This window comes from Porticoccus sp. Uisw_050_02 (assembly GCF_047729555.1).
Lineage (GTDB): Bacteria > Pseudomonadota > Gammaproteobacteria > Pseudomonadales > Porticoccaceae > Porticoccus.
This window is the reverse complement of sequence record NZ_CP159825.1, coordinates 287,302-309,007: the sequence shown is the minus strand read 5'-3', so window position 1 is coordinate 309,007 and position 21,706 is coordinate 287,302. Positions and strand designations below refer to the sequence as shown.

Annotated in this window: 15 protein-coding genes; 5 read left to right on the top strand and 10 right to left on the bottom strand. The window is 41.7% G+C overall.

Annotated features, from left to right (window positions below; all coding sequences use genetic code 11):
• Position 1: 1 nt before the first annotated feature.
• On the bottom strand, positions 2-613 hold the full coding sequence (locus ABXT41_RS01470; RefSeq protein ID WP_415391071.1) for a pseudoazurin: 612 nt from the start codon (positions 611-613) through the stop codon (positions 2-4).
• A gap of 348 nt (positions 614-961) precedes the next feature.
• On the opposite strand from ABXT41_RS01470, the gene sat reads away from it, so the two are divergent.
• Positions 962-2,155 carry a sulfate adenylyltransferase gene (gene sat / locus ABXT41_RS01465; protein ID WP_415391070.1) on the top strand — a complete coding sequence of 398 codons (1,194 nt, stop codon included), beginning with the start codon at positions 962-964 and terminating at the stop codon, positions 2,153-2,155.
• A gap of 25 nt (positions 2,156-2,180) precedes the next feature.
• Here sat and mce read toward each other — a convergent pair whose 3' ends face one another.
• From mce to scpA, 5 genes are all read right to left on the bottom strand, one after another.
• Positions 2,181-2,585: a methylmalonyl-CoA epimerase gene (gene mce, locus ABXT41_RS01460; RefSeq protein ID WP_415391069.1), complete on the bottom strand. Its 405-nt coding sequence runs from the start codon at positions 2,583-2,585 to the stop codon at positions 2,181-2,183.
• Between the two features lie 40 nt (positions 2,586-2,625).
• Positions 2,626-3,603, bottom strand: coding sequence for a methylmalonyl Co-A mutase-associated GTPase MeaB (meaB, locus tag ABXT41_RS01455; RefSeq protein WP_415391068.1), 978 nt, complete (start codon positions 3,601-3,603; stop codon positions 2,626-2,628).
• Positions 3,604-3,680: 77 nt separating this feature from the next.
• Positions 3,681-5,669 carry an acetyl-CoA carboxylase biotin carboxylase subunit gene (locus ABXT41_RS01450; RefSeq protein ID WP_415391067.1) on the bottom strand — a complete coding sequence of 663 codons (1,989 nt, stop codon included), beginning with the start codon at positions 5,667-5,669 and terminating at the stop codon, positions 3,681-3,683.
• Positions 5,670-5,731: 62 nt separating this feature from the next.
• Positions 5,732-7,267, bottom strand: coding sequence for an acyl-CoA carboxylase subunit beta (locus ABXT41_RS01445; protein ID WP_415391066.1), 1,536 nt, complete (start codon positions 7,265-7,267; stop codon positions 5,732-5,734).
• Positions 7,268-7,273: 6 nt separating this feature from the next.
• Positions 7,274-9,430, bottom strand: coding sequence for a methylmalonyl-CoA mutase (gene scpA / locus ABXT41_RS01440; RefSeq protein WP_415391065.1), 2,157 nt, complete (start codon positions 9,428-9,430; stop codon positions 7,274-7,276).
• Between the two features lie 298 nt (positions 9,431-9,728).
• Here scpA and ABXT41_RS01435 point away from each other — a divergent pair, with 298 nt between their 5' ends.
• From ABXT41_RS01435 to ABXT41_RS01425, 3 genes are all read left to right on the top strand, one after another.
• Positions 9,729-10,670: an AraC family transcriptional regulator gene (locus ABXT41_RS01435; protein WP_415391064.1), complete on the top strand. Its 942-nt coding sequence runs from the start codon at positions 9,729-9,731 to the stop codon at positions 10,668-10,670.
• 51 nt (positions 10,671-10,721) lie between these two features.
• Positions 10,722-12,209: an NAD-dependent succinate-semialdehyde dehydrogenase gene (locus ABXT41_RS01430; RefSeq protein ID WP_415391063.1), complete on the top strand. Its 1,488-nt coding sequence runs from the start codon at positions 10,722-10,724 to the stop codon at positions 12,207-12,209.
• Between the two features lie 87 nt (positions 12,210-12,296).
• Positions 12,297-13,079: an alpha/beta fold hydrolase gene (locus tag ABXT41_RS01425; protein WP_415391062.1), complete on the top strand. Its 783-nt coding sequence runs from the start codon at positions 12,297-12,299 to the stop codon at positions 13,077-13,079.
• A 15-nt stretch (positions 13,080-13,094) separates the two neighbouring features.
• Here ABXT41_RS01425 and gcvP read toward each other — a convergent pair whose 3' ends face one another.
• Together gcvP and gcvT are read right to left on the bottom strand one after the other, a co-directional pair.
• Positions 13,095-15,950, bottom strand: coding sequence for an aminomethyl-transferring glycine dehydrogenase (gcvP, locus tag ABXT41_RS01420; RefSeq protein ID WP_415391061.1), 2,856 nt, complete (start codon positions 15,948-15,950; stop codon positions 13,095-13,097).
• An 82-nt stretch (positions 15,951-16,032) separates the two neighbouring features.
• Positions 16,033-17,160, bottom strand: a complete 1,128-nt coding sequence (gene gcvT / locus ABXT41_RS01415; protein WP_415391060.1) for a glycine cleavage system aminomethyltransferase GcvT — start codon at positions 17,158-17,160, stop codon at positions 16,033-16,035.
• A gap of 126 nt (positions 17,161-17,286) precedes the next feature.
• Here gcvT and ABXT41_RS01410 point away from each other — a divergent pair, with 126 nt between their 5' ends.
• A complete protein-coding gene (locus ABXT41_RS01410) occupies positions 17,287-18,135 on the top strand; it encodes a LysR family transcriptional regulator (protein WP_415391059.1) in 849 nt (282 codons plus the stop codon).
• A gap of 1 nt (position 18,136) precedes the next feature.
• On the opposite strand, the gene ABXT41_RS01405 is transcribed toward ABXT41_RS01410, so the two are convergent.
• Positions 18,137-18,841, bottom strand: coding sequence for an NrdJb (locus ABXT41_RS01405; protein WP_415391058.1), 705 nt, complete (start codon positions 18,839-18,841; stop codon positions 18,137-18,139).
• A 14-nt stretch (positions 18,842-18,855) separates the two neighbouring features.
• A complete protein-coding gene (locus ABXT41_RS01400) occupies positions 18,856-21,006 on the bottom strand; it encodes an adenosylcobalamin-dependent ribonucleoside-diphosphate reductase (RefSeq protein ID WP_415391057.1) in 2,151 nt (716 codons plus the stop codon).
• Positions 21,007-21,706 lie beyond the last annotated feature (700 nt).

The window sequence follows — 21,706 nt, the reverse complement described above, 5'->3', positions numbered from 1 at the left end:
CTTACAGCTGTGATAAGTAAGTATCCAGCCTGTCTGAATTCATCATAAAAGCTGATTTCTTATCGATTGCTGCATTTTTTACCTCACTGAGGTTGACAGCTTCTCCAACTTGAATAACGCCGATCATAGCCATCATAGCATGTGGATCACATTGGTAGACGTAGACCCCTTCACTATCCAGCTTGACGGTTATATCTTGGTTTAATTGTCCAGCCCAACTAGAGGCGCCCTCTGGAATCATGCCGTCCATGGAGACTGAATTATGCGACATATCTGTCGCTTTAAAATGGATGGTATCGCCTTTAGATACTTTAATCACAGCAGGCTCAAAAACCATACTTCCGCCGGAACCAGAATTTAACATCTTTATAATATGCTCTGAACCTTCTGAAAGTTCTACTTTTGGAGCAGATACAGTACTCACAATAGCCGGCATAGAAGTGGCTATATCTTTTTGTAAAACCACCTCACCTATCGGAGTGAGTCGTTCAGCAATTTCTTTTTCTTGTTGGGGGGTAAGTATCAATTCTTTTTCATCAGACCCACAACCTGCAATCCCTAGAAATATCACCAGTGATGCAACAGCAAAGCCCATTTTTGTAAATTGGCTCATTCTCTTCTCCATGTTATTCGTGCTTAAGGCAAGATAGGTACATATATTGCGAAAATATAAAGGTACATTATAGCGGCATAAATGCCAATCGTGAACGCTGTTTTCGCATTTAATGTTACATCATGTAGTCATTTTTACATGGTAGCATTCAACAAAAGCAGCTCCGCTCTTGTCTTGGGTGGAAAAATAAAGAAATACTCGATATTATGCAGCTCTCACAAAATCAGGCGCAACCAAGATTTAAGTTTAGAGAAATTGGGCCGGATATTCCTCCGATGAGCTCTACTTGCACTTTATAATTATAAATGCAGCTTTCATCAGACAATTAACCCCACAGGAGAGCATCACGTGATCAAGCCTCATGGCTCGGCAAAACTAAATCCACTGTTTGTATATGATAAAGAAAAGCACGATAAGCTAACGCAAGAGGCATCCTGCTTGCCTTCTCTGGTCATGAATTCTTCAGCTGCAGCCAATGCGGTGATGCTGGGTGCCGGCTACTTTAACCCCTTGAAGGGCTACATGAATCTCAAAGATACGCTAAGTGTTGCCAAAACCTTACATACAACACAGGGATTATTTTGGCCAACGCCAATCATCAATTTCACTGATGACATTAGTGAGATAAAAAGTGCTAAACGTATTGCTTTAAGAGACCCAAACACTCAGGGTCATCCGGTCATGGCCATCATGGACGTGGATGATATCGAGTTAGTTTCCGATGAAGCAATTCAAGCTGTAGCAAAAGAAATTTTTGGTACCGCGGACCCCAAGCACCCAGGATTTTCTACATTTTCTAGCTTAGGTAATCATCTAATTTCTGGAAAAATTGAAGTGCTAAATTTCAGTTATTTTAAGCATGATTTTCCAAATACGTTTAGAACAGCACAAGAGATCCGTGATGAAATTCAAGCTCGAGGCTGGGAAAAAGTTGTAGCTTTTCAAACTCGAAATCCTATGCATCGAGCGCATGAAGAGCTATGTCGGATGGCAATGGAGCGACTTGATGCAGATGGTGTAATCGTTCATATGCTGCTCGGCAAATTAAAGCAAGGTGACATTCCTGCATCTGTTCGTGATGACTGCATTCGAAAGATGGTGGAATTGTACTTCCCAGAAAACTCAGTCATGGTTAATGGGTATGGTTTCGATATGCTTTATGCTGGCCCAAGAGAAGCAGTTCTTCATGCCGTTTTCCGACAAAACATGGGTGCCACACACTTAATTGTGGGTCGAGATCATGCTGGTGTCGGAGATTACTATGGAGCGTTTGATGCTCAAACAATTTTTGATGAAAAAGTACCAGCTGGCTCACTTGAGATAGAAATTTTTCGCGCAGACCACACCGCATACTCAAAAAAATTAGACAAAGTAGTAATGATGAATGAAGTGAAAGATCACACACATGAAGACTTCGTCATACTATCTGGCACTAAAGTTCGACAAATACTAAGCGAAGGAATTGCTCCTCCTCCAGAATTTTCTCGACCAGAAGTAGCAAAGATACTCATGGAGTATTATCAATCTGAAAACAGCGGCTAAGGGTTAGCCGCCTCTGCCCGCTTCTCTACACTTGCTCTAACTCTATGAGGGTGCCGCATAAATCCTTTGGGTGAAGAAATATAACAGGCTTCCCGTGAGCGCCAATTTTAGGCTCCCCGCTGCCCAGCACTCGTAACCCTTGACTGATACACTTTTTCTTTGCATCAATAAGATCTTCGACCTCATAACAAATATGGTGCATGCCTCCATCAGGATTATGCTCTAAAAACTTAGCTATTGGAGAATCCATTCCAATAGGCAGAAGCAGTTCTATTTTGGCATTAATTAATTCTATAAATACTACTCGCACACCGTGTTCTGGTAGGTCCACTGGAACAGAGACTTTTGCGCCTAATGCGTCACGATATACAGCTATAGCTTTATCAAGATCGGCCACGACAATAGCTATATGATTAAGATTTCCAATCATGAATCACCTTCTTATTTCCTAATTCGCATCTATTTCTCATCTACCGTCTAAATGTTTGAATCAGTCTTTTTGCTGCAACTGTAGGAGGCAGCAAGCCTTCTTTTACCTCACGCTCTAAATCTTCAGCTAGAGCCATAACTAACTTATTTTCTTTTAGTTCCGTCAGAAGCTCATCGGCAGTTTCACTCCACATCCAAGCACAGGATTGCGCCGTTCGACGTGATGATATTTCTCCAACATGCTCCAATAAATTCCGATATTCAATAACAGCCTGCCATGCCACATCAATACCCTGGCTGGTAAGGGCAGATATTGCCTGCACTCTAGCTGTCCAATTCAGACTCCGGCTATGCAGAAAATGTAGCGCCAACTGGTAGTCAGAAACTGTACGGTTAGCCGCAGGCAGCTGGTCTCCATCAGATTTATTTACAAGAATTAAATCAGCAAGCTCCATAATGCCGCGCTTGATCCCTTGGAGCTCATCTCCACTGCCAGGCGATAACAACAGTAAAAACATGTCTGTCATTTCTGCTACAAGGGTTTCCGACTGACCTACCCCAACAGTCTCCACAAAAATCACATCAAAACCGGCGGCTTCGCACAATAATAGTGTTTCTCGCGTTCTTCGGGTCACCCCGCCTAATGTTTTACCTGCTGGAGAAGGGCGAATATATGCATTCTCTTTTCTTGACAAGACCTCCATCCGCGTCTTATCTCCTAGTATGGAACCTCCGCTGACAGAGGACGTCGGATCTACTGCCAAGACGGCAACTCTATGACCCTGATCAATAACGTAATTGCCAAATGATTCAATAAAAGTTGATTTACCTACACCTGGAGCACCAGAAATTCCAATCCTAATAGAATTACCAGTATGCGGGACAAGAAGTTCAAGCAACTCTAATGCATCCTCCCTGTGAGTCGGAAGAACTGATTCAACTAAAGTGATAGCTTTAGATAAAGCCCGCCTGTCACCAAGCAGTACATTTTTTGCCAGCTCGCTACAAGTCAACTGCAATATTATTACCCCTTCAGCACAATATTATTTCCTTAAAGCATCGAATGCAAAATAATACAACCATAAGCACGTATCACTTACTTGAATTCAATAATTAGTTGTCCAACCGCTAGGATATCTCCAACATTAGCCGGGGTCTTTTTAACTACCCCTTCAGAAATAGCATGCAAGCTATTTTCCATTTTCATAGCTTCTACAATTGCCAACTCTTGACCTATCTTAACAATATCGCCAACTTTTACTGTTAGCTTGATAAGCAAACCAGGCATTGGAGAAAGCAAGTGTTTCGACATATCGGGTGGTTCCTTAGTCAGCATATGACAACTAAGTTCTGCCACTCTAGGAGAGACGACAAGAGCTTCTTTTTTTGCACCTCGGTGAAATAAATGGAGGGCTCGCCCTACTTCATCTACCTGAAGGCAAATAGTCCTACCATTGATTTTTGCCTTAAATAAAGCTTCACCAATATGCCAATCAGTTGCAATACAATAAACTGTATCGTCAAGCGTAACGCTATAAGTTTGATTAGAATACTCAACTGTTACTTGATGCGCAGTAACCCCATTATCCATAATGACAACCAGTTCTTCTAGCGGAACATACTCATGGCCAGACAACTGGCCAGAAATCATGGCCCCTCTATCATTATGCTTTTTATGGATTACTGTAGCTGCTACAACACAAATAGCAGGGTCATCCTGAAATACGAGACCAGGGTTAAATCCATTTGGATACTCATCGTTAATAAAATTAGTTGTGAACTCTCCAGAGCTAAAACGAGGATGGGCTACAAGAGCACTCAAAAAACTGATATTGTGTTGGACGCCACGAATATAGTAAGCATCTAAAGCATCAATCATTCTCTCAATGGCCTCGTTGCGATCAGATCCGTAAGCTATTAGCTTTGAAATCATAGGATCATAAAATCTTGATACCTCGCCGCCTTCAGTTATCCCGGTGTCAACTCGCACCCCTTCACCTTGCGGTGAAATATAGCGCCCTAACCTACCCATGGAAGGCATAAAATTTAAAAACGGATCCTCTGCATAAACACGAGCCTCTATGGCCCACCCCTGAAGACGTATGTCCCCCTGGGACAAAGGAAGCTTCTCTCCCGCAGCAACACGAATCATCAATTCAACTAGATCGAATCCAGTTACTGCTTCTGTAACTGGATGCTCTACTTGCAGGCGAGTATTCATTTCTAAGAAATAAAAATTCATGTCTGAATCTACAATGAATTCAACTGTACCTGCAGACTGATAATCAACAGCCTTGGCTAATAATACAGACTGCTCTCCCATTTTTTTCCGAACTGCCTCTGTTAAAAACGGCGAAGGAGCCTCTTCTATAACCTTCTGATGACGGCGCTGGATAGAGCACTCGCGTTCGCCTAAATAAACGATATTTCCAAACCCATCAGCCATTATCTGGATCTCAATATGACGCGGGTCTTTAATATATTTCTCAACAAAAATACGTCCATCTCCAAAACTTGAAAGAGCCTCACTTGTTGCACGCTCAAAACCCTCTATACACTCTTTTTCGTTCCAAGCCACACGCATGCCTTTGCCGCCGCCACCGGCAGAAGCCTTTAGCATAACTGGAAACCCAATACCTTTTGCAACTTCTACCGCTTCGTCAGAGTTTTGTACGATCCCGTCATATCCGGGCACTACATTAACACCAGCCTTGATCGCTATCGCCTTGGAGGTTATTTTATCTCCCATAGAATCTATGGCTTTTACGCCAGGACCAATAAAAGAGATGCCTGCGGAGCCCAAAGCTTGGCAGAATTTTTTATTTTCAGACAAAAAACCATAGCCAGGATGGACCGCATCAGCTCCTGAAGCTTTGCAGGCATCTATAATTTTTTCAATCACAAGGTAGCTTTCTACAGAGGGAGAGGGGCCAATATATACAGACTCATCAGCCATCATCACATGCAAGGCATCCCTATCTGCATCCGAATAAACTGCGACAGTTGGAATACCCATAGCCTTTGCTGTTCGGAATACACGGCAAGCAATCTCACCTCTATTTGCTACAAGAATTTTTTTAAACATACACTATCTTCTATTAAAAATTACATTTATATCGAACAATAGATTTAAGAATTTTTAGTTATCTATAGGGGGATATTTCCATGTTTTCGCCACGGATTTTCTATATCTTTGTTGCTTAGCATGGCAAGCGAGCGAGCGATTCTCTTTCTAGTATCTCGAGGCAAAATAACATCATCGATATATCCACGTTTTCCTGCTATAAAAGGGTTGGCAAATTTTTCACGGTACTCGACCTCTCTCGCTTTAATTTTTTCTGAATTCCCAATGTCTTTTCTAAAGATAATTTCCACTGCACCTTTTGGCCCCATTACAGCAATCTCTGCTGTTGGCCATGCAAGATTTACATCTCCACGAAGATGCTTAGACGACATCACATCATAGGCTCCACCATAAGCTTTACGTGTTATTACTGTCACTTTAGGTACAGTACATTCAGCATAGGCATACAATAGTTTAGCGCCATGCTTGATGATGCCCCCATACTCCTGACTAGTGCCCGGCATGAACCCAGGGACATCAACAAATGTTAAAACTGGTATATTAAATGCATCACAAAAACGTATAAAACGTGCTCCTTTCTTTGATGCATCAATATCTAAACAACCAGCAAGCACTAATGGCTGGTTGCCGACAACTCCCACCGTAGAACCGTCAATACGAATAAACCCAATGATCAGGTTAGCTGCATAATTGGGCTGTATTTCAAAAAAATTTCTTTCATCGGCCACCTTAATGATGAGCTCTTTCATGTCATAGGGCTTATTGGGATCATTAGGGATTAGCGAGTCCAAAGAGTTTTCGATACGATCAGCAGGATCGTCTGTTGGCCATATAGGCGGCTTTTCCCGATTATTTGCTGGCAAAAAAGAGATGAAATGCCGTAAATTAAGCAGGGCATCTATATCGGACTCAAAGGCCAGATCAGAAACACCTGATTTGCTAGAATGGGTTATCGCACCTCCAAGCTCTTCCGCTGTGATTGTTTCATGGGTAACAGTTTTAACAACATCAGGTCCTGTTACGAACATATAAGAGCTGTCCTTCACCATAAAAATGAAATCTGTAATTGCTGGTGAATAAACAGCGCCGCCTGCACAGGGGCCCATAATCATAGAGATTTGAGGAATAACCCCTGAAGCCATAACATTCTGCTGAAATACATCTGCATAGCCGCCTAAAGAGGCTACACCTTCCTGAATCCGGGCACCACCGGAATCGTTCAAACCAATAACTGGTGCACCCACTTTAATTGCCTGCGCCATTACTTTGCATATTTTTTCAGCATGTGTCTCTGATAATGAGCCACCAAAAACTGTAAAATCCTGACTATACAAGAATACCAATCTACCGTTAATAGTACCGTATCCGGTCACCACGCCATCGCCAGGAATGTGCTCTTTGTCGACACCAAAATCGGTACAGCGGTGCTCTACAAAGATATCCCATTCTTCAAATGTATCTCGGTCAAGCAACAGTTCAATGCGCTCTCTAGCGGTTAGCTTGCCCTTCTGATGCTGGGCATCAATGCGTTTTTGGCCACCACCAAGGTGTGCTTGTTTTCTTTTTTCTGCTAGCTGCTCGATAACCTCGTGCATCATATTCTCCTATTCTTCATTATCAGCATTTCTACAAAGTAATTCGAGAATTTCTGCAGCAGCAGATGGGATATTCGTGCCTGGGCCGTATATAGCAATAACCCCACCATCGTATAGCTCCTGATAATCCTGAGGAGGGATAACGCCACCACAAACTACTTTAATTTCTGCTGCCCCATGATCAGCTAAAGCTTTGATTAACTGGGGTACTAACGTTTTATGTCCGGCGGCTTGAGAAGAGACCCCTACTATATGTACATCATTTTCGATTGCCATACGAGCAGCTTCTTTTGGGGTTTGAAACATGGGGCTAATATCCACGTCAAAACCAATATCAGCAAATGCTGTAGCAATCACTTTGGCTCCCCGATCATGTCCATCCTGTCCCATTTTTGCCACCAGCATGCGTGGCCGCCTACCAGTATCGATCGCAAAGGCTTTTACTTTTTCCTGGATGGCAGAAAACTCTTTATCCCCCTCGTAGGCGGAACCGTAAACACCACTAATAGTTCTTGTCACAGCCTGATGCCTTCCCCACTCTTTTTCTAATGCAAAAGAAATTTCACCAACTGTTGCTCGCAATCGAGCAGCATTTACTGCCAAATCCAACAAATTCCCATGCCCTGTGGTCGCTGACTCAGTGAGGGCATCAAGAGCATTCTGACATAAAACATCATCACGTTCTTGACGAATTTTTTTCAATTTTTCAATTTGAGAGTCACGGACAGAAGTGTTATTAATATCAAGAATCTCTATGTTTGGCTCCTCTGTTAGCTCAAATTTGTTGACGCCAACAATAACCTCTTCGCCTCGATCAACTCTTGCTTGCTTTAATGCTGCTGCTTTCTCTATGCTTAATTTAGGCATACCAGTTTCAACTGCCTTGGTCATTCCTCCCATATCTTCCACTTCATCAATTAACTCTCGAGCCGCTTTGACCAGCTGATCGGTCAGTGTTTCTATGTAGTAAGACCCAGCCAAGGGATCCGCCACATGAGTGACACCTGTTTCTTCCTGGATCACCAGCTGAGTGTTTCTAGCGATACGAGCAGAAAATTCTGTTGGCAAACCAAGAGCCTCGTCGAATGCATTAGTGTGCAATGATTGCGTACCTCCAAGGACAGCAGACATAGCCTCAATGGTTGTTCTGATTATATTATTGTAAGGATCTTTGCTGGTTAGGCTGACACCGGAAGTTTGGCAGTGTGTACGGAGAATTAACGCTGCTTCATTTTTGGGGGAAAATTTCTCTTTCATCAACGTTGCCCATAAAATTCTAGCCGCACGAAGTTTTGCTATCTCCATAAAAAAATTCATGCCAGTTGCAAAAAAGAATGACAATCTGGGGGCAAAATTATCAACATCCAGGCCACTATTTATAGCTGTTCTTACATACTCAATACCATCTGCAATCGTAAAAGCTAACTCTTGAACATTGGTGGCTCCAGCTTCCTGCATATGATATCCGGAAATAGAGATAGAATTGAACTTGGGCATATACTTAGAGGTGTAGCCGATAATGTCAGCGACAATACGCATCGATGGAGAGGGAGGATAAATATAGGTATTTCGAACCATAAATTCTTTAAGAATGTCATTTTGCAAGGTGCCCATGAGCGCTTCAGCTCTCACGCCCTGCTCTTCGGCAGCAACAATAAAGCTCGCCATCACTGGCAATACAGCCCCATTCATGGTCATAGAAACTGAGACTTTATCTAAGGGGATATTTCTAAAAAGGATTTTCATGTCTTCAACAGAATCAATGGCAACACCGGCTTTGCCAACATCTCCCTCAACACGCTCATGATCAGAGTCATAACCGCGGTGTGTAGGTAGATCAAATGCTACAGACAATCCTTGCTGGCCAGCCTCCAGATTACTACGGTAAAATGCATTAGATTCCTCTGCAGTAGAGAATCCTGCATACTGCCGGATGGTCCAAGGGCGCCCTGCATACATGGTAGCTTTTGGGCCACGTTTAAATGGCATGAAGCCAGGAAGGCTTTCCTGATATTTCAGCCCAGTAACATCTTCGGACGTGTACAGAGGTTTAATTTCGATTCCTTCTGGAGTTTTCCATAGCAAGCGATCTAAGGTTTGGCTCTTGATTTCTTTTTTAGCCAAGTCTGTCCAATTGGAATAATTGGGTTTAGACGTATCTGTCATTGGGGGCGTCCTCGCATAAGTTAAATAATGACTGTGCAGTTATTATTCACTAGCATAACAAAGTGTTGTATTAGTTTTACTATGAATGAGCCATAAAGGATGCACAAGGTCCAATTTTACCTCTAAAACTCACTAATTAATTCATAAAATAAATAAAATACACTATAGTATGGTTAATTTTTAAAAGAAACTCACCGATTTTATACAATATCTTAAGGATCAAGTTATCGCTACAATTTCACATCATCATGTCCTGTCCTGTCTTTATGGAATACGTCAAAATAATTTTGACCCTAAGGTGCTATTGGCGCGAGCTGGTATTAATCCAACCTTAATAGAGCAGACAGGATGCAGAATCCACACTGATCAAGTGGCACGACTTTTCCGTCTAGTTCAGACGCAGCTAAATGATGAATTTATGGGATTTACTGCGCAACCATGCAAATATGGCATATTTCAAATGTTTTGCGAGCTTTCAGATCAATGCAAAACATTAGGAGACTTATTGGAGAAAATGGTTCTTTTTTATAATTTGATTATAGATTCTGTAAAAATACAACTCCACACAAACGACAACAACATCACTGAACTGCAATTCCATTTAATGCAACCTGAGCTTGACCCCGAGCACTTTTTAGCTGAATGGCTTTTAGTGACATGGCATCGATTCTCTAGCTGGTACATCGCAGAGACTATCCGCCTAAAAGGCACCTGTTTTAGTCATGAAATGCCAGCCCACATAAAAGAGCTTCGCGTTATGTTCCCTGGAAACCTGTCATTTAAACAAGCGCGAACCAGTATCTCATTTTCTCATAAATATCTAACAAAATCGTTAGTGCGAACGACCAGAGAATTAAATATATTTCTAGCCAACCACCCTGCAGAAATCATGACAATTCCAGGGGATAAAGTGAGCCTAGAATCTCAAATTGAAAGAGAAATTATGCAGAGTAGTTCACAAAAACTTATTTTTCCAAAAATAGAGAATTTGGCTAGACTTCTAAACTTAAAACCTTTAACTCTCTATAGGCGACTAAAAGATGAAGGCACTAGTTATCAAAAGATAAAAGATAACATACGACGCGAAACGGCTATCGACAAGCTGGTAAAAGGCAAGCTCTCCGTTGAAGAGGTTTCAGAGATAGTTGGTTTTATTGAACCTAGATCGTTTACTAGGGCTTTCAAAAATTGGACGGGGCTAACCCCAAGAAATTATTGCAAGTATCAGTTATTGAAATAAAATACTAGACACTTTGTCTAAGTATTTTGCTCATATTTAACTAGGCTACGCATGAACAAGACCTTAATATTACATGACTTATCACTACTCAAAACTCAGTCTTTTATTGATGGAGAGTGGATATCTTCTGATACCGGGCACACTCTTGCCGTAAAAAATCCAGCTAATGGAGCTGTCATTGTCGATGTGACTAAATGTGGGGCTACGGAAGCTAAAAGAATGATTAGGGCAGCAAGTGCAGCTCAAAAACTATGGGCCAAGACGAACCCCAAAGATCGATCAAAATTAATGCGCAAATGGTACAACCTGGTTATTGACAACAAAGAAGATCTTGCTCAAATTCTTACAGCAGAACAAGGCAAGCCTTTGGCTGAGGCACGAGCAGAAGTGGTCTATGGAGCAAACTACATTGAATGGTTCGCAGAAGAAGCTAAACGCATCTACGGGGATCTGATACCTGAACCAACAAATGATAAAAAACTATTTGTTATCAAGCAGCCGATAGGCGTTGTAGCATGCATTACTCCCTGGAATTTTCCTTGTGCTATGTTGGCTAGAAAGATTGCTCCAGCACTGGCTGCTGGATGTACAGTTGTATGTAAACCTGCCAGCGAGACGCCCCTTTCCGCTATGGCTCTCGTTGCTTTGGCTGAACGAGCTGGTATTCCAGAGGGTGTTATAAACGTAATAGTTGGCGATCCCGAAGAAATCGGGTCTGAGCTCACCAGCAATCCACTAGTAAAGAAACTGTCTTTTACTGGGTCTACAGCCGTAGGGAAAAAGATCATGGCTGCCAGCTCAAGTACTGTTAAGCGCACCTCTATGGAATTAGGAGGAAATGCGCCATTTATAGTATTTGATGATGCAGATATAGATCTTGCTGTGCAGGGGGCCATAGCCTCAAAGTATAGAAATGCCGGTCAAACATGCATCTGCGCCAATCGATTTCTTATCCAATCGGGCGTTTATAAAGAGTTTTCTAAAAAACTCACCGATGCCGTAGGAAAGCTTTCTTTGGGCTTAGGGGCTGCAGAAAACACCTCTATTGGGCCTTTAATAAACGAACAAGCTGCTGATAATGTTTGCGCGCTCATTAAAGATGCTATCGGCAAAGGTGCGACAGCACTAATCGGCGGGGGTCGCTCAAAACTAGGCCGTAATTTTATAGAGCCCACGGTTCTTGATAATGCCGTTAAATGCATGCGGATTTTTTCTGAAGAAATTTTTGGTCCTGTAGCTCCTTTATTCAAATTCAATACTGAAGCTGAAGCTATCGCACTAGCGAATGATACAGAGTATGGTTTAGCAGCCTATTTTTATACTCTTGACAACAATCGAATTTGGCGAATTTCAGAACAACTAGCCTATGGTATCGTTGGCATCAATGAAAGTATGGTCTCAAATGAAATGGCTCCTTTTGGTGGTATAAAACAATCAGGGCAAGGCCGAGAAGGTTCAAAATACGGCCTTGATGATTATCTAGAACTGAAATATATTTGCCTTGGTGGGCTGGAGTCACAAGACGGCATGTTTAGTTGATGTTAGAGCTTCAGTTATCAAGAGCCATCTTCTGGCAAAAAAATAATTCTTTTCTAAAAACTTACTAACTCAAATAAACTGACGATTGTGAAATTAAAATACTCTACTCAAGGTGCTGGCGAACCTTTAATATTACTGCATGGCATGTTTGGCTCTAGAAGCAATCTGGGCTTATTGGGTCGAGTGCTTTCAGATAAATATATGGTCATCGCACCGGATCTTCGGAACCATGGTCAATCTCCCCACAGCGAGGAAATGAATTATCCCTGCATGGCCAACGATATCATCAGGCTGATGAATGATTTAAATCTTAGTCGGGCTGCCTTAATAGGTCATTCCATGGGTGGAAAAATTGCTATGCAAGTAGCATTGAATCATGCCAACAGGATCAACAAAATTGTCATTGCGGATATTTCGCCTGTCAATTATGAGTCTGATCGTTATGGTGAAGTAATTGCAGGACTAAATGTCTTAATTAAAACAAGGCCATCCTCCAGAACGGAAGCAGACAAATTACTATCATCCTGTATTAAGAATGGCGCAATCAGGGCATTTCTTTTAAAAAATATTGTTCGTGGAATAGATGGAAAATTTGACCTACGGCTTTTCATGAAAGGTATTATCGCTAATTACCATGATAAGTTAACCTCAGCTCCTGCCGGACAACCGTTTATAGGCTCTTCTCTTTTTGTCAGGGGAAAGAATTCCCCATACATACAAGACAAGCATCTTGATGAGATATTAAGATTATTTCCTAGAGCACAATTGAAAACTATAAATAATGCTGGCCACTGGTTACATACTGAAAAACCGGAGGAATTCAATCAAATTATTATCAATTTTTTGAATTTACAGGTCGATCTAGAATAAATTTCTGGCAGCTAATCACTCGTAATCCGAGGTTGGCACACAAGCACAAATTAAATTCTTATCCCCATGCACATTGTCAATTCTGCCAACTGGAGGCCAATACTTTGAGTCTCTTAGCGATGCGAGAGGGTAAGCCGCTTTCTCTCTTGAATAACTTCTGTTCCAGTCATTAGCTGCTACTATATCAGCAGCATGAGGCGCATGACAGAGAGGGTTGTCATCCACGGGGTACTCACCTTGTTGTACAGCGAAAATTTCCTTTCGGATTTCTAGCATAGCATCACAAAAACGATCTAGTTCATTTTTGGATTCACTTTCAGTAGGCTCAATCATCAAGGTGCCTGGAACGGGAAATGACATGGTAGGAGCATGGAAGCCATAATCAATAAGCCGCTTTGCCAAATCGTCGACTGAAACTCCAGCATCATCCTTAATCTTTCGCAAATCTATAATGCATTCATGTGCGACTCGATCATTCGCTCCCGTATAAAGAATTGTATAATCGTTTTTGAGGCGACCTGCAATATAATTTGCGCTTAAAATAGCTACCTCAGTCGCATGCTTTAACCCCTCCGCTCCCATCATTTTCATGTACATCCAGGTAATTGGAAGGATGCCGGCACTACCCCATGGGGCAGATGAAACAGCATTCACAGTAGAATCTTGAGTGAACTTTTGGTGTCCTGGCAGATAGGGCGCTAAATGCTGACTAACCGCAACAGGGCCAACTCCAGGACCACCACCACCATGAGGGATACAAAAGGTCTTATGAAGATTTAAATGAGAGACGTCCCCACCAAATTTTCCTGGCTTACAAAGGCCGACCATGGCATTGAGATTGGCCCCATCAATATAGACTTGACCCCCATGCTGGTGGACTATATCGCAAATTTCAACAATACCTTCTTCAAATACTCCATGTGTTGAAGGATAAGTCACCATAATAGCTGCTAAATTATCAGCGTGCTCCTCCGCCCTCGCTCGAAGTTCTTGTAGATCGACATTCCCTTTCTCGTCGCAACTAGTTACCACTACTTTCATGCCACACATCTGAGCAGAAGCAGGATTTGTGCCATGAGCAGAACTAGGAATTAAGCATATATTGCGATTTGAGTCTCCTCGACTCGCATGATAGGCACGAATGGCTAGCAATCCAGCGTATTCTCCCTGAGATCCGGCATTGGGTTGCAAAGAAACTGCATCGTACCCTGTCACAACACAAAGCATGGACTCGACTTCTTTGATCATTTCCGTATAACCTGTCGTTTGATCAAATGGAGCAAAAGGGTGAATATTCGCAAATTCTGGCCAGCTGACAGGTATCATTTCTGCTGTAGCATTCAATTTCATTGTGCATGAACCAAGAGGTATCATTGCACGATCCAGCGCAATATCTTTATCTGAAAGTTTTCGCAGATAACGAAGCATTTCGGTCTCTGAATGGTAAGTGTTGAATACCTGATGAGACAAAGGAATATCTTCGCGTAATAATCCAACTGGCAGCCCACTGATTGCCAAAGACTCCACCTCATTGACGGTTAAATTCGTATTTTTATTAAACACACGCCAAAGAATTTCTATATCTGTCGAGCAAGTGGTTTCATCAAAAGAGACGCCCAGATGAAGCTCATCGATGATTCGCAAATTAAACCCTGCGGAAACAGCTGACCTGTGGATTGCAGTAGTATTCTGACCTGTAACTACAGTGAGTGTGTCAAAAAAACTATCATTCACTGGCATATACCCAATTTTCTTCAAACCAGATGAAAAAATGGCTGTAAGACAATGTACTTTTTGAGCGATACGTTTGAGTCCAACAGGGCCATGGTAAACTGCATACATACTTGCCATAACTGCTAAAAGTGCTTGCGCAGTACAGATATTACTAGTGGCCTTTTCTCGGCGGATATGTTGCTCTCGAGTCTGCAAGGCCAATCGGTAAGCTGGCTTCCCGCTGCTATCAAGAGAGATGCCAACTAAACGACCTGGCAGTGAGCGCTTAAATAAGTCTTTTGTTGCCATGTAAGCTGCATGCGGCCCTCCGAAACCTAGCGGGACACCAAATCTCTGAGTGCACCCTATGGCTACATCAGCGCCTATATCACCAGGACTTTTGAGCAACAATAAGCTTAAGATATCTGCGGCCATAACTACTAGTGCTTGCTTCTGGTGAGCAATTTTCACAACTTTGCTAAAATCTCTAATTGCTCCATCTTCACCTGGATACTGCAGCAGTACTCCAAACAAATCATGCTTTTCAATCTCAGATGGATCCCCGATAACAACATCCAAACCCATTGGTTCTGCTCGAGTCTTAATTACATCGATTGTTTGCGGAAAACAATGCTTATCAACAAAAAATATCGCACCTTTAGATTTCGACATCCGCCGACAAAGTGTCATCGCTTCAGCCGCTGCAGTTCCTTCATCTAGCAACGATGCACTCGCTAAATCCATTCCAGTCAGATCAATAATCATTGTCTGGAAATTTATCAATGCCTCAAGTCGTCCTTGAGAAATTTCAGGCTGATAAGGGGTGTAGGCTGTATACCAGGCGGGGTTCTCGAATACATTTCGCAAAATCACATTGGGTGTAATGGTGTTATAGTAGCCCTGACCAATGAGAGTTTTTAGCACCTTGTTCTTGCTGGCGATGCTTGCCAATTTGTCCAATGTTTCTTGCTCTGTTGCCGCGCAACCTAAATCAAGGGATTCAGAAAAACGAATTTTTTTCGGGACCACTGCATTAATAAAAGAATCCAAAGATTCATACCCAATACTCTGGAGCATTGCTAGCTTGTCTTCATCGGATGGACCTATATGTCGACGAATAAACTCATTGCTATTGGACAGATCTACTAGTAATTTCATGCAGCAATATCTCTATATTTTTAATTAATATTTCGTTGGCGTTAAGTCTTTAATCGATAGCACTAATAATTAGATCAATTCTTTATCCGCGGTAATAACGATTTGGCACAAATGGCATTTTCTGAACAAAAACTGGGTGTACTTTGCCGCGTACAATTGCTCCAAACTCAGTACCTATTTTTGAATACTCTGTCTTTACATAACCCATAGCTAGCGGGGCATCAAGGGTTGGACCAAAACCGCCGCTAGTGACAATACCGATGACTTCATTTTTTTTGTTTACAAGTTCGGCGCCTTCTCGAACTGGCGCTCTCCCTTCTACTTTGAGGCCAACACGCTTTCGTGTAGGGCCATGCATTGTTTCTTGAAAAATAATTTCAGCACCAGGGAAGCCCCCAGATTTTTCACCATCCGAACGACGGGATTTGCTAATACTCCAAAGCAAAGAAGCTTGAATAGGGGTAGTCTGGGCATCAATATCATGGCCATAGAGGCAAAGTCCTGCCTCTAATCTTAATGAGTCCCTAGCACCCAAACCAGCAGCCCTTACCCGCTCGTAAGATAACAGCTTGCGAGCCAATGGTTCAGAAAACTCAGGCGGGGCAGAAATCTCAAATCCATCTTCGCCGGTATAGCCAGAACGAGTTATATAGCAGTCGATTCCAGCTAAATTAACGCGGGAACCTGACATGAATAGCATTTCTTGTGACTCCGGAGCCAAATCTTTTATTACTTGTTCGGCAGCAGGTCCTTGTAATGCAAGTAATCCTTGATTCTCCATGTGGTCAATATTAAATCCATCAAGATTATCTCTCAAATATTTAAGATCTCGGTCTTTACAACCCGCATTAACGACAAGAAAAAAACAGTCCTCCGACCACCGTGTAATCATCAAATCATCGAGAATTCCTCCATGATCATTAGTCAGCAAAGCATAGGTCTGTTTATTAACGCCTAGGCTCTCTAGCTCAACAGGAATCAATGTCTCGAGGGCTTTCGCCACACCTTTTCCTGTAATAATTATTTGCCCCATATGAGAAACATCAAACAATCCGGCATGTTGACGAGTATGTAAATGTTCTTTTTTTACGCCACTCGGGTATTGCACTGGCATCTCGTAACCCGCAAAAGGCACCATGCGTGCATCTAATTGTAAATGAAGATCCTTAAGCGGCGTGGCCTTGAGCGTATTACTGTTATTTTGATTCATAGCTATAATTTTCTAAATGTAGAGAGCTGCATATAAAAATATTATTTTAACGTTCATATATGAATTGGTAAAATTAATAGTTAAAATACATCCATAAGTAATATAAATACTACTGAATTAAACAATATGACCAATATTCCTACAGCACTCCTTAGATCATTCGTTACTGTCATCGAATTGGGTGGCTTTACCCAAGCTGCGGAGTGGCTGGGCCGATCGCAACCAGCAATTAGTCTTCAGTTAAAGCGTCTGGAAGGAATGCTTGAACAAACTCTACTTGTTCGAAGCGGACAACACTTAGAGCTTAGCCCGTCAGGGCATTTACTATTCAAATATGCCAAACAAATTTTAGCTATAAATGATGAAGTTGTATCCCGATTCAGCAAGAGCTCAGTGAGCGGTCAAATTCATTTTGGCATTCCCAGTGAATTTGCCACCACTTTGTTGCCAAAAATCGTAGGTCGTTTTGCGCAAGCATACCCAAATGTCACCCTTGAAGTCACTTGCGCTTTAAGCAAAGATCTTCTATCGATGTCTGGCCGTCTTCGTTATGACCTTATCCTAGCACTACATGACGATCCATCTTCAGCCGGAAGCAGCCTTGTTAAAGAAGATGAACTAGTCTGGGTGAGCAGCACTGATAGTGATGCTCACTTGCAAGCAATACTGCCATTAATTGCTGCTCCTGAAGGATGCATCTATCGCAAACGAGGAAAAGAAATCCTCCAGAAAAATCGAAAATCTTGGCGCGTCGTTTATACAATACCTGACCTAACCGGCATTCAAGCAGCCATTAACGAAGGGTTGGGGGTAACAGTTTTAGCCAAAAGCACCGTTCCTGAGAATCTACGTATATTAAAAAATAATGAGAAAATTCCGAAGCTGGGAAAGGTTGGGGTTAGCCTCATATCTCAAAACAGTGATCCCAGTGAAGCGATCACTAGGCTAATGGAGTTCGTTAAAGCCTCACTCTAACTTAACCGCATTTGGACTCGCCACAATTTAAGCAAGTCATACAGCCATCCATCAAAATAGTAGCTTTGGTCATACACTTCTGACAAAGACTTGCACTTGGAGGAAAAGCATTATCTGTCTCTCCATTGTTGTCAGCAGAAGATATCCTTGAATCGTATTTTGCTCTCTTTTCAGCGAGAATATCTTTTTGGTGTTCACCCAGCTCTGCAACTTGAATCATACCTATTTTAGTCAGGTGTTGCTCAATAGCTTCACCAATTTCTGCAACTAAAGAAGGCATAAATTTTCCGCCGCGCTTAAAGTAGCCCCCCTGAGGATCAAATACCGCTTTCAACTCTTCAGCCAAGAAAGTGCAATCTCCTCCTTTTCGAAACACTGCGGAAATAACCCGAGTTAATGCTACCACCCACTGAAACTGCTCCATATTTTTTGAATTAATAAAAATCTCAAAAGGACGCCGTTGCTCATTATCAGTGTTGGGATTTAAAATAATGTCATTAATAGTTATATACAATGCATGCTCAGACTGAGGGGTTTTTATTTTATAAGTGGACCCATACAGCTCATCTGGACGGCTCACATGCTCTGTCATTAGCTCAATCGCGCGCACCAAAGGTTCAGGTTCAGGTGCGATTGGTGGCACTGCATCATTTGATGGTGATAATACCTGATAGCCTATAATTTTTTGGTCTAACTTTATCTTCATATTTCATTACTCAATTAAAATTTACCGTAATAGCCTTCTTTTAAGGCATCAAACAAATTAGCGGCAGTATGCATTTCACCATCATACTCAACCTCATCATTTCCCTTCACTTCGACATTCGAGCCATCTTCCAATGTAAATTGATAGGTTGTATTTTCTAAATCTTTCTCTGTAACCAGCACACCCTGAAATGCTTCAGGATTAAAGCGAAACGTTGTGCAGCCCTTTAGTCCTTTTTCATATGCATAAAGATATATATCTTTGAATTCTTCAAAGTCACAGTCTGTGGGAACATTAATAGTCTTTGATATCGAAGAATCAATCCATTGTTGAGATGCTGCTTGCACGTCAACATGATTTTTAGGTTGTATGTCGGCACTAGAGACAAAGTAATCAGGGAGCATTTGCTCATCATTCTCTGCAAAAGGCATCGCTTCTGGATTAATCAGCTCTCGATAGGCCAATAACTCATAAGAAAATACATCCACTTTTTCTTTCGACTTTTTCCCTTCTCTAATCACATTACGTGCATAGTGATGTGCGAAGCTTGGCTCAATGCCATTACTGGCATTATTGGCGAGCGACAACGATATCGTCCCCGTTGGAGCAATAGAGGAGTGATGGGTAAATCTACAACCCACATCCGCTAGCTCTTCAATCAATTTTGGGTCGACTTCTGCGATCTTTTGCATATATTGACTGTAACGAGAATGAAGTAGCTTACCCTTGATCTTGTCTCCTACAGCAATTCCGTCTTTAGTCATTTTTGGGCACTTTCGAAGCATTGCTTCGGTTACCTCGAAATCCTCGTTCATTATTGGAGCTGGGCCTTTCTCTTTAGCCAAACTTAAACCTGCCCGCCAGCCAGCCATAGATAGCTCACGGGAAACTTGTTCTGTAAAGGCTAGTGAATCAACAGAGCCGTAAGGCATAGTCAACATCGTCATAGTCGAACCTAAGCCTAAAAATCCCATGCCATGGCGACGTTTATTCATGATTGCTTCTCGCTGACCTTCTAAAGGTAAGCCATTAATTTCTACAACGTTGTCTAGCATTCGAGTAAACACAGAGACCACTTCGCGATAAGCTTGCCAGTCAAACTCTGCCTTGTTCGTGAAGGGATTTTTTACAAATTTAGTCAGATTAACCGAGCCCAGCAAACAACTGCCATATGGTGGCAACGGTTGCTCTCCACAAGGATTCGTTGCACGGATATCCTCGCAAAACCAATTATTATTTTCCTGATTGACTTTATCAATCAAAATAAAACCTGGCTCTGCATAATCATAGGTGGACGTCATAATAACGTTCCAAAGATGCTTAGCTTTAACAGTCTTATACACACGACAGGCAACCAAGCCTTTACTGTTGGTCACATAACCTTTTACAGTAGGAAAGTCCCTCCATAAGAGGCTAGCATCCTGAAGATCAACTTCACCCTGATCCACCTCTTTCTGTAAAACGGGAAAACTTAAAGGCCAATCCTCATCATGCTTAACCGCTTCCATAAATCCTTCCGTGATCAGAAGGGACATATTGAATTGCCTTAATCTTCCATCTTCACGCTTGGCTTTAACAAAATCTACCACATCTGGATGACTGACATCAAAAGTTGCCATTTGTGCACCACGACGACCGCCGGCAGAAGAAACGGTAAAACACATTTTGTCAAAAATATCCATAAAGGAGAGAGGGCCAGAAGTATATGCTCCAGCACCAGACACATATGCCCCTTTTGGTCGCAATGTGGAAAATTCATACCCAATACCACAACCAGCTTTTAGTGTGAGTCCAGCCTCAAGATTTTTATTCAGGATATCCAGCATAGAATCTTCAACGATGCCAGAAACAGTACAGTTAATTGTAGAAGTTGCTGGTTTGTGCTCCAGAGCGCCAGCGTTGGAAATTATTCGGCCTGCTGGTATTGCTCCATTACGCAATGCCCACAAAAAACGTTCATACCAAGCCTCTCTTTTTCCTTTATCCTCGACATCCGAAAGGGCTTTAGCAACTCGCCGATATGTTGCGTCTATAGTTTCATCAACGGGGTCACCTTGTTTATTTTTTAATCGATATTTTTTATCCCAAATATCAGCAGACGCCTCTTGTAATTTAACATCTATAATTTGAGGTCTTTCGCCGGTTTGTATTGCTTCAATTGACATAATATTCAGCTTTCCTTTGTATTTGATCTTTATTTCTACGAGAGATTTTAATGACCCTGTATCACAATATCTTTCATAGGCATGGCTTATTAAGCATTAATATAGCCAAATTTATCTTATTTTTTTAATACTAGCTACTACTGCAAATCCAATTCTAGTATACAAGATATAGTGTTTGTTTCCAGCAAAAAACACTACAAGTTGTATTAAGAAAAAAAACCGCCAAAAACAAAAATCCATTCATCTTGTTTTTTTCCTTCAATCCATAACAAAACAGTAACTTACCAACAATCGTACAGCCAACAGGATTTCATCTTTCACTAAAAAATTTAACCCCTATTGACCAATATACACAAAATTGGTCATAAAAATTATTTTTTAATGCATGCGGTTCTTATGGGCACCTTATACCTGGAAAAACCAAATGCTTCATGGATAATCATGCGCTAGCTGGAAAAACATTAACGTTTGATATCAAAATTACAGAGGTTCGGAAGGCTACCGAGGAAGAGCTTACTCATGGTTATATTTTCATCCCCCACAAACACTAAAAAATATTTTTTAATACATGCAGTTCTTATGGGCACCTTATACTTGGAAAAACCAAATGCTTCATGGATAATCATGCACTAGAAAAAATATCTATATAACGAAGCGTTCCATGGCAGCCAAATCTATTAGTGGTTGCTTAAAAACTGTG

Coding starts and splice junctions, on each gene's coding strand:
- ABXT41_RS01470 (WP_415391071.1), bottom strand. CDS start 613: ATGAGCCAATTTACAAAAATGGGCTTTGCTGTTGCATCACTGGTGATA.
- mce (WP_415391069.1), bottom strand. CDS start 2,585: ATGATTGGAAATCTTAATCATATAGCTATTGTCGTGGCCGATCTTGAT.
- ABXT41_RS01450 (WP_415391067.1), bottom strand. CDS start 5,669: ATGTTTAAAAAAATTCTTGTAGCAAATAGAGGTGAGATTGCTTGCCGT.
- ABXT41_RS01445 (WP_415391066.1), bottom strand. CDS start 7,267: ATGATGCACGAGGTTATCGAGCAGCTAGCAGAAAAAAGAAAACAAGCA.
- scpA (WP_415391065.1), bottom strand. CDS start 9,430: ATGACAGATACGTCTAAACCCAATTATTCCAATTGGACAGACTTGGCT.
- ABXT41_RS01430 (WP_415391063.1), top strand. CDS start 10,722: ATGAACAAGACCTTAATATTACATGACTTATCACTACTCAAAACTCAG.
- gcvP (WP_415391061.1), bottom strand. CDS start 15,950: ATGAAATTACTAGTAGATCTGTCCAATAGCAATGAGTTTATTCGTCGA.
- gcvT (WP_415391060.1), bottom strand. CDS start 17,160: ATGAATCAAAATAACAGTAATACGCTCAAGGCCACGCCGCTTAAGGAT.
- ABXT41_RS01410 (WP_415391059.1), top strand. CDS start 17,287: ATGACCAATATTCCTACAGCACTCCTTAGATCATTCGTTACTGTCATC.
- ABXT41_RS01405 (WP_415391058.1), bottom strand. CDS start 18,841: ATGAAGATAAAGTTAGACCAAAAAATTATAGGCTATCAGGTATTATCA.
- ABXT41_RS01400 (WP_415391057.1), bottom strand. CDS start 21,006: ATGTCAATTGAAGCAATACAAACCGGCGAAAGACCTCAAATTATAGAT.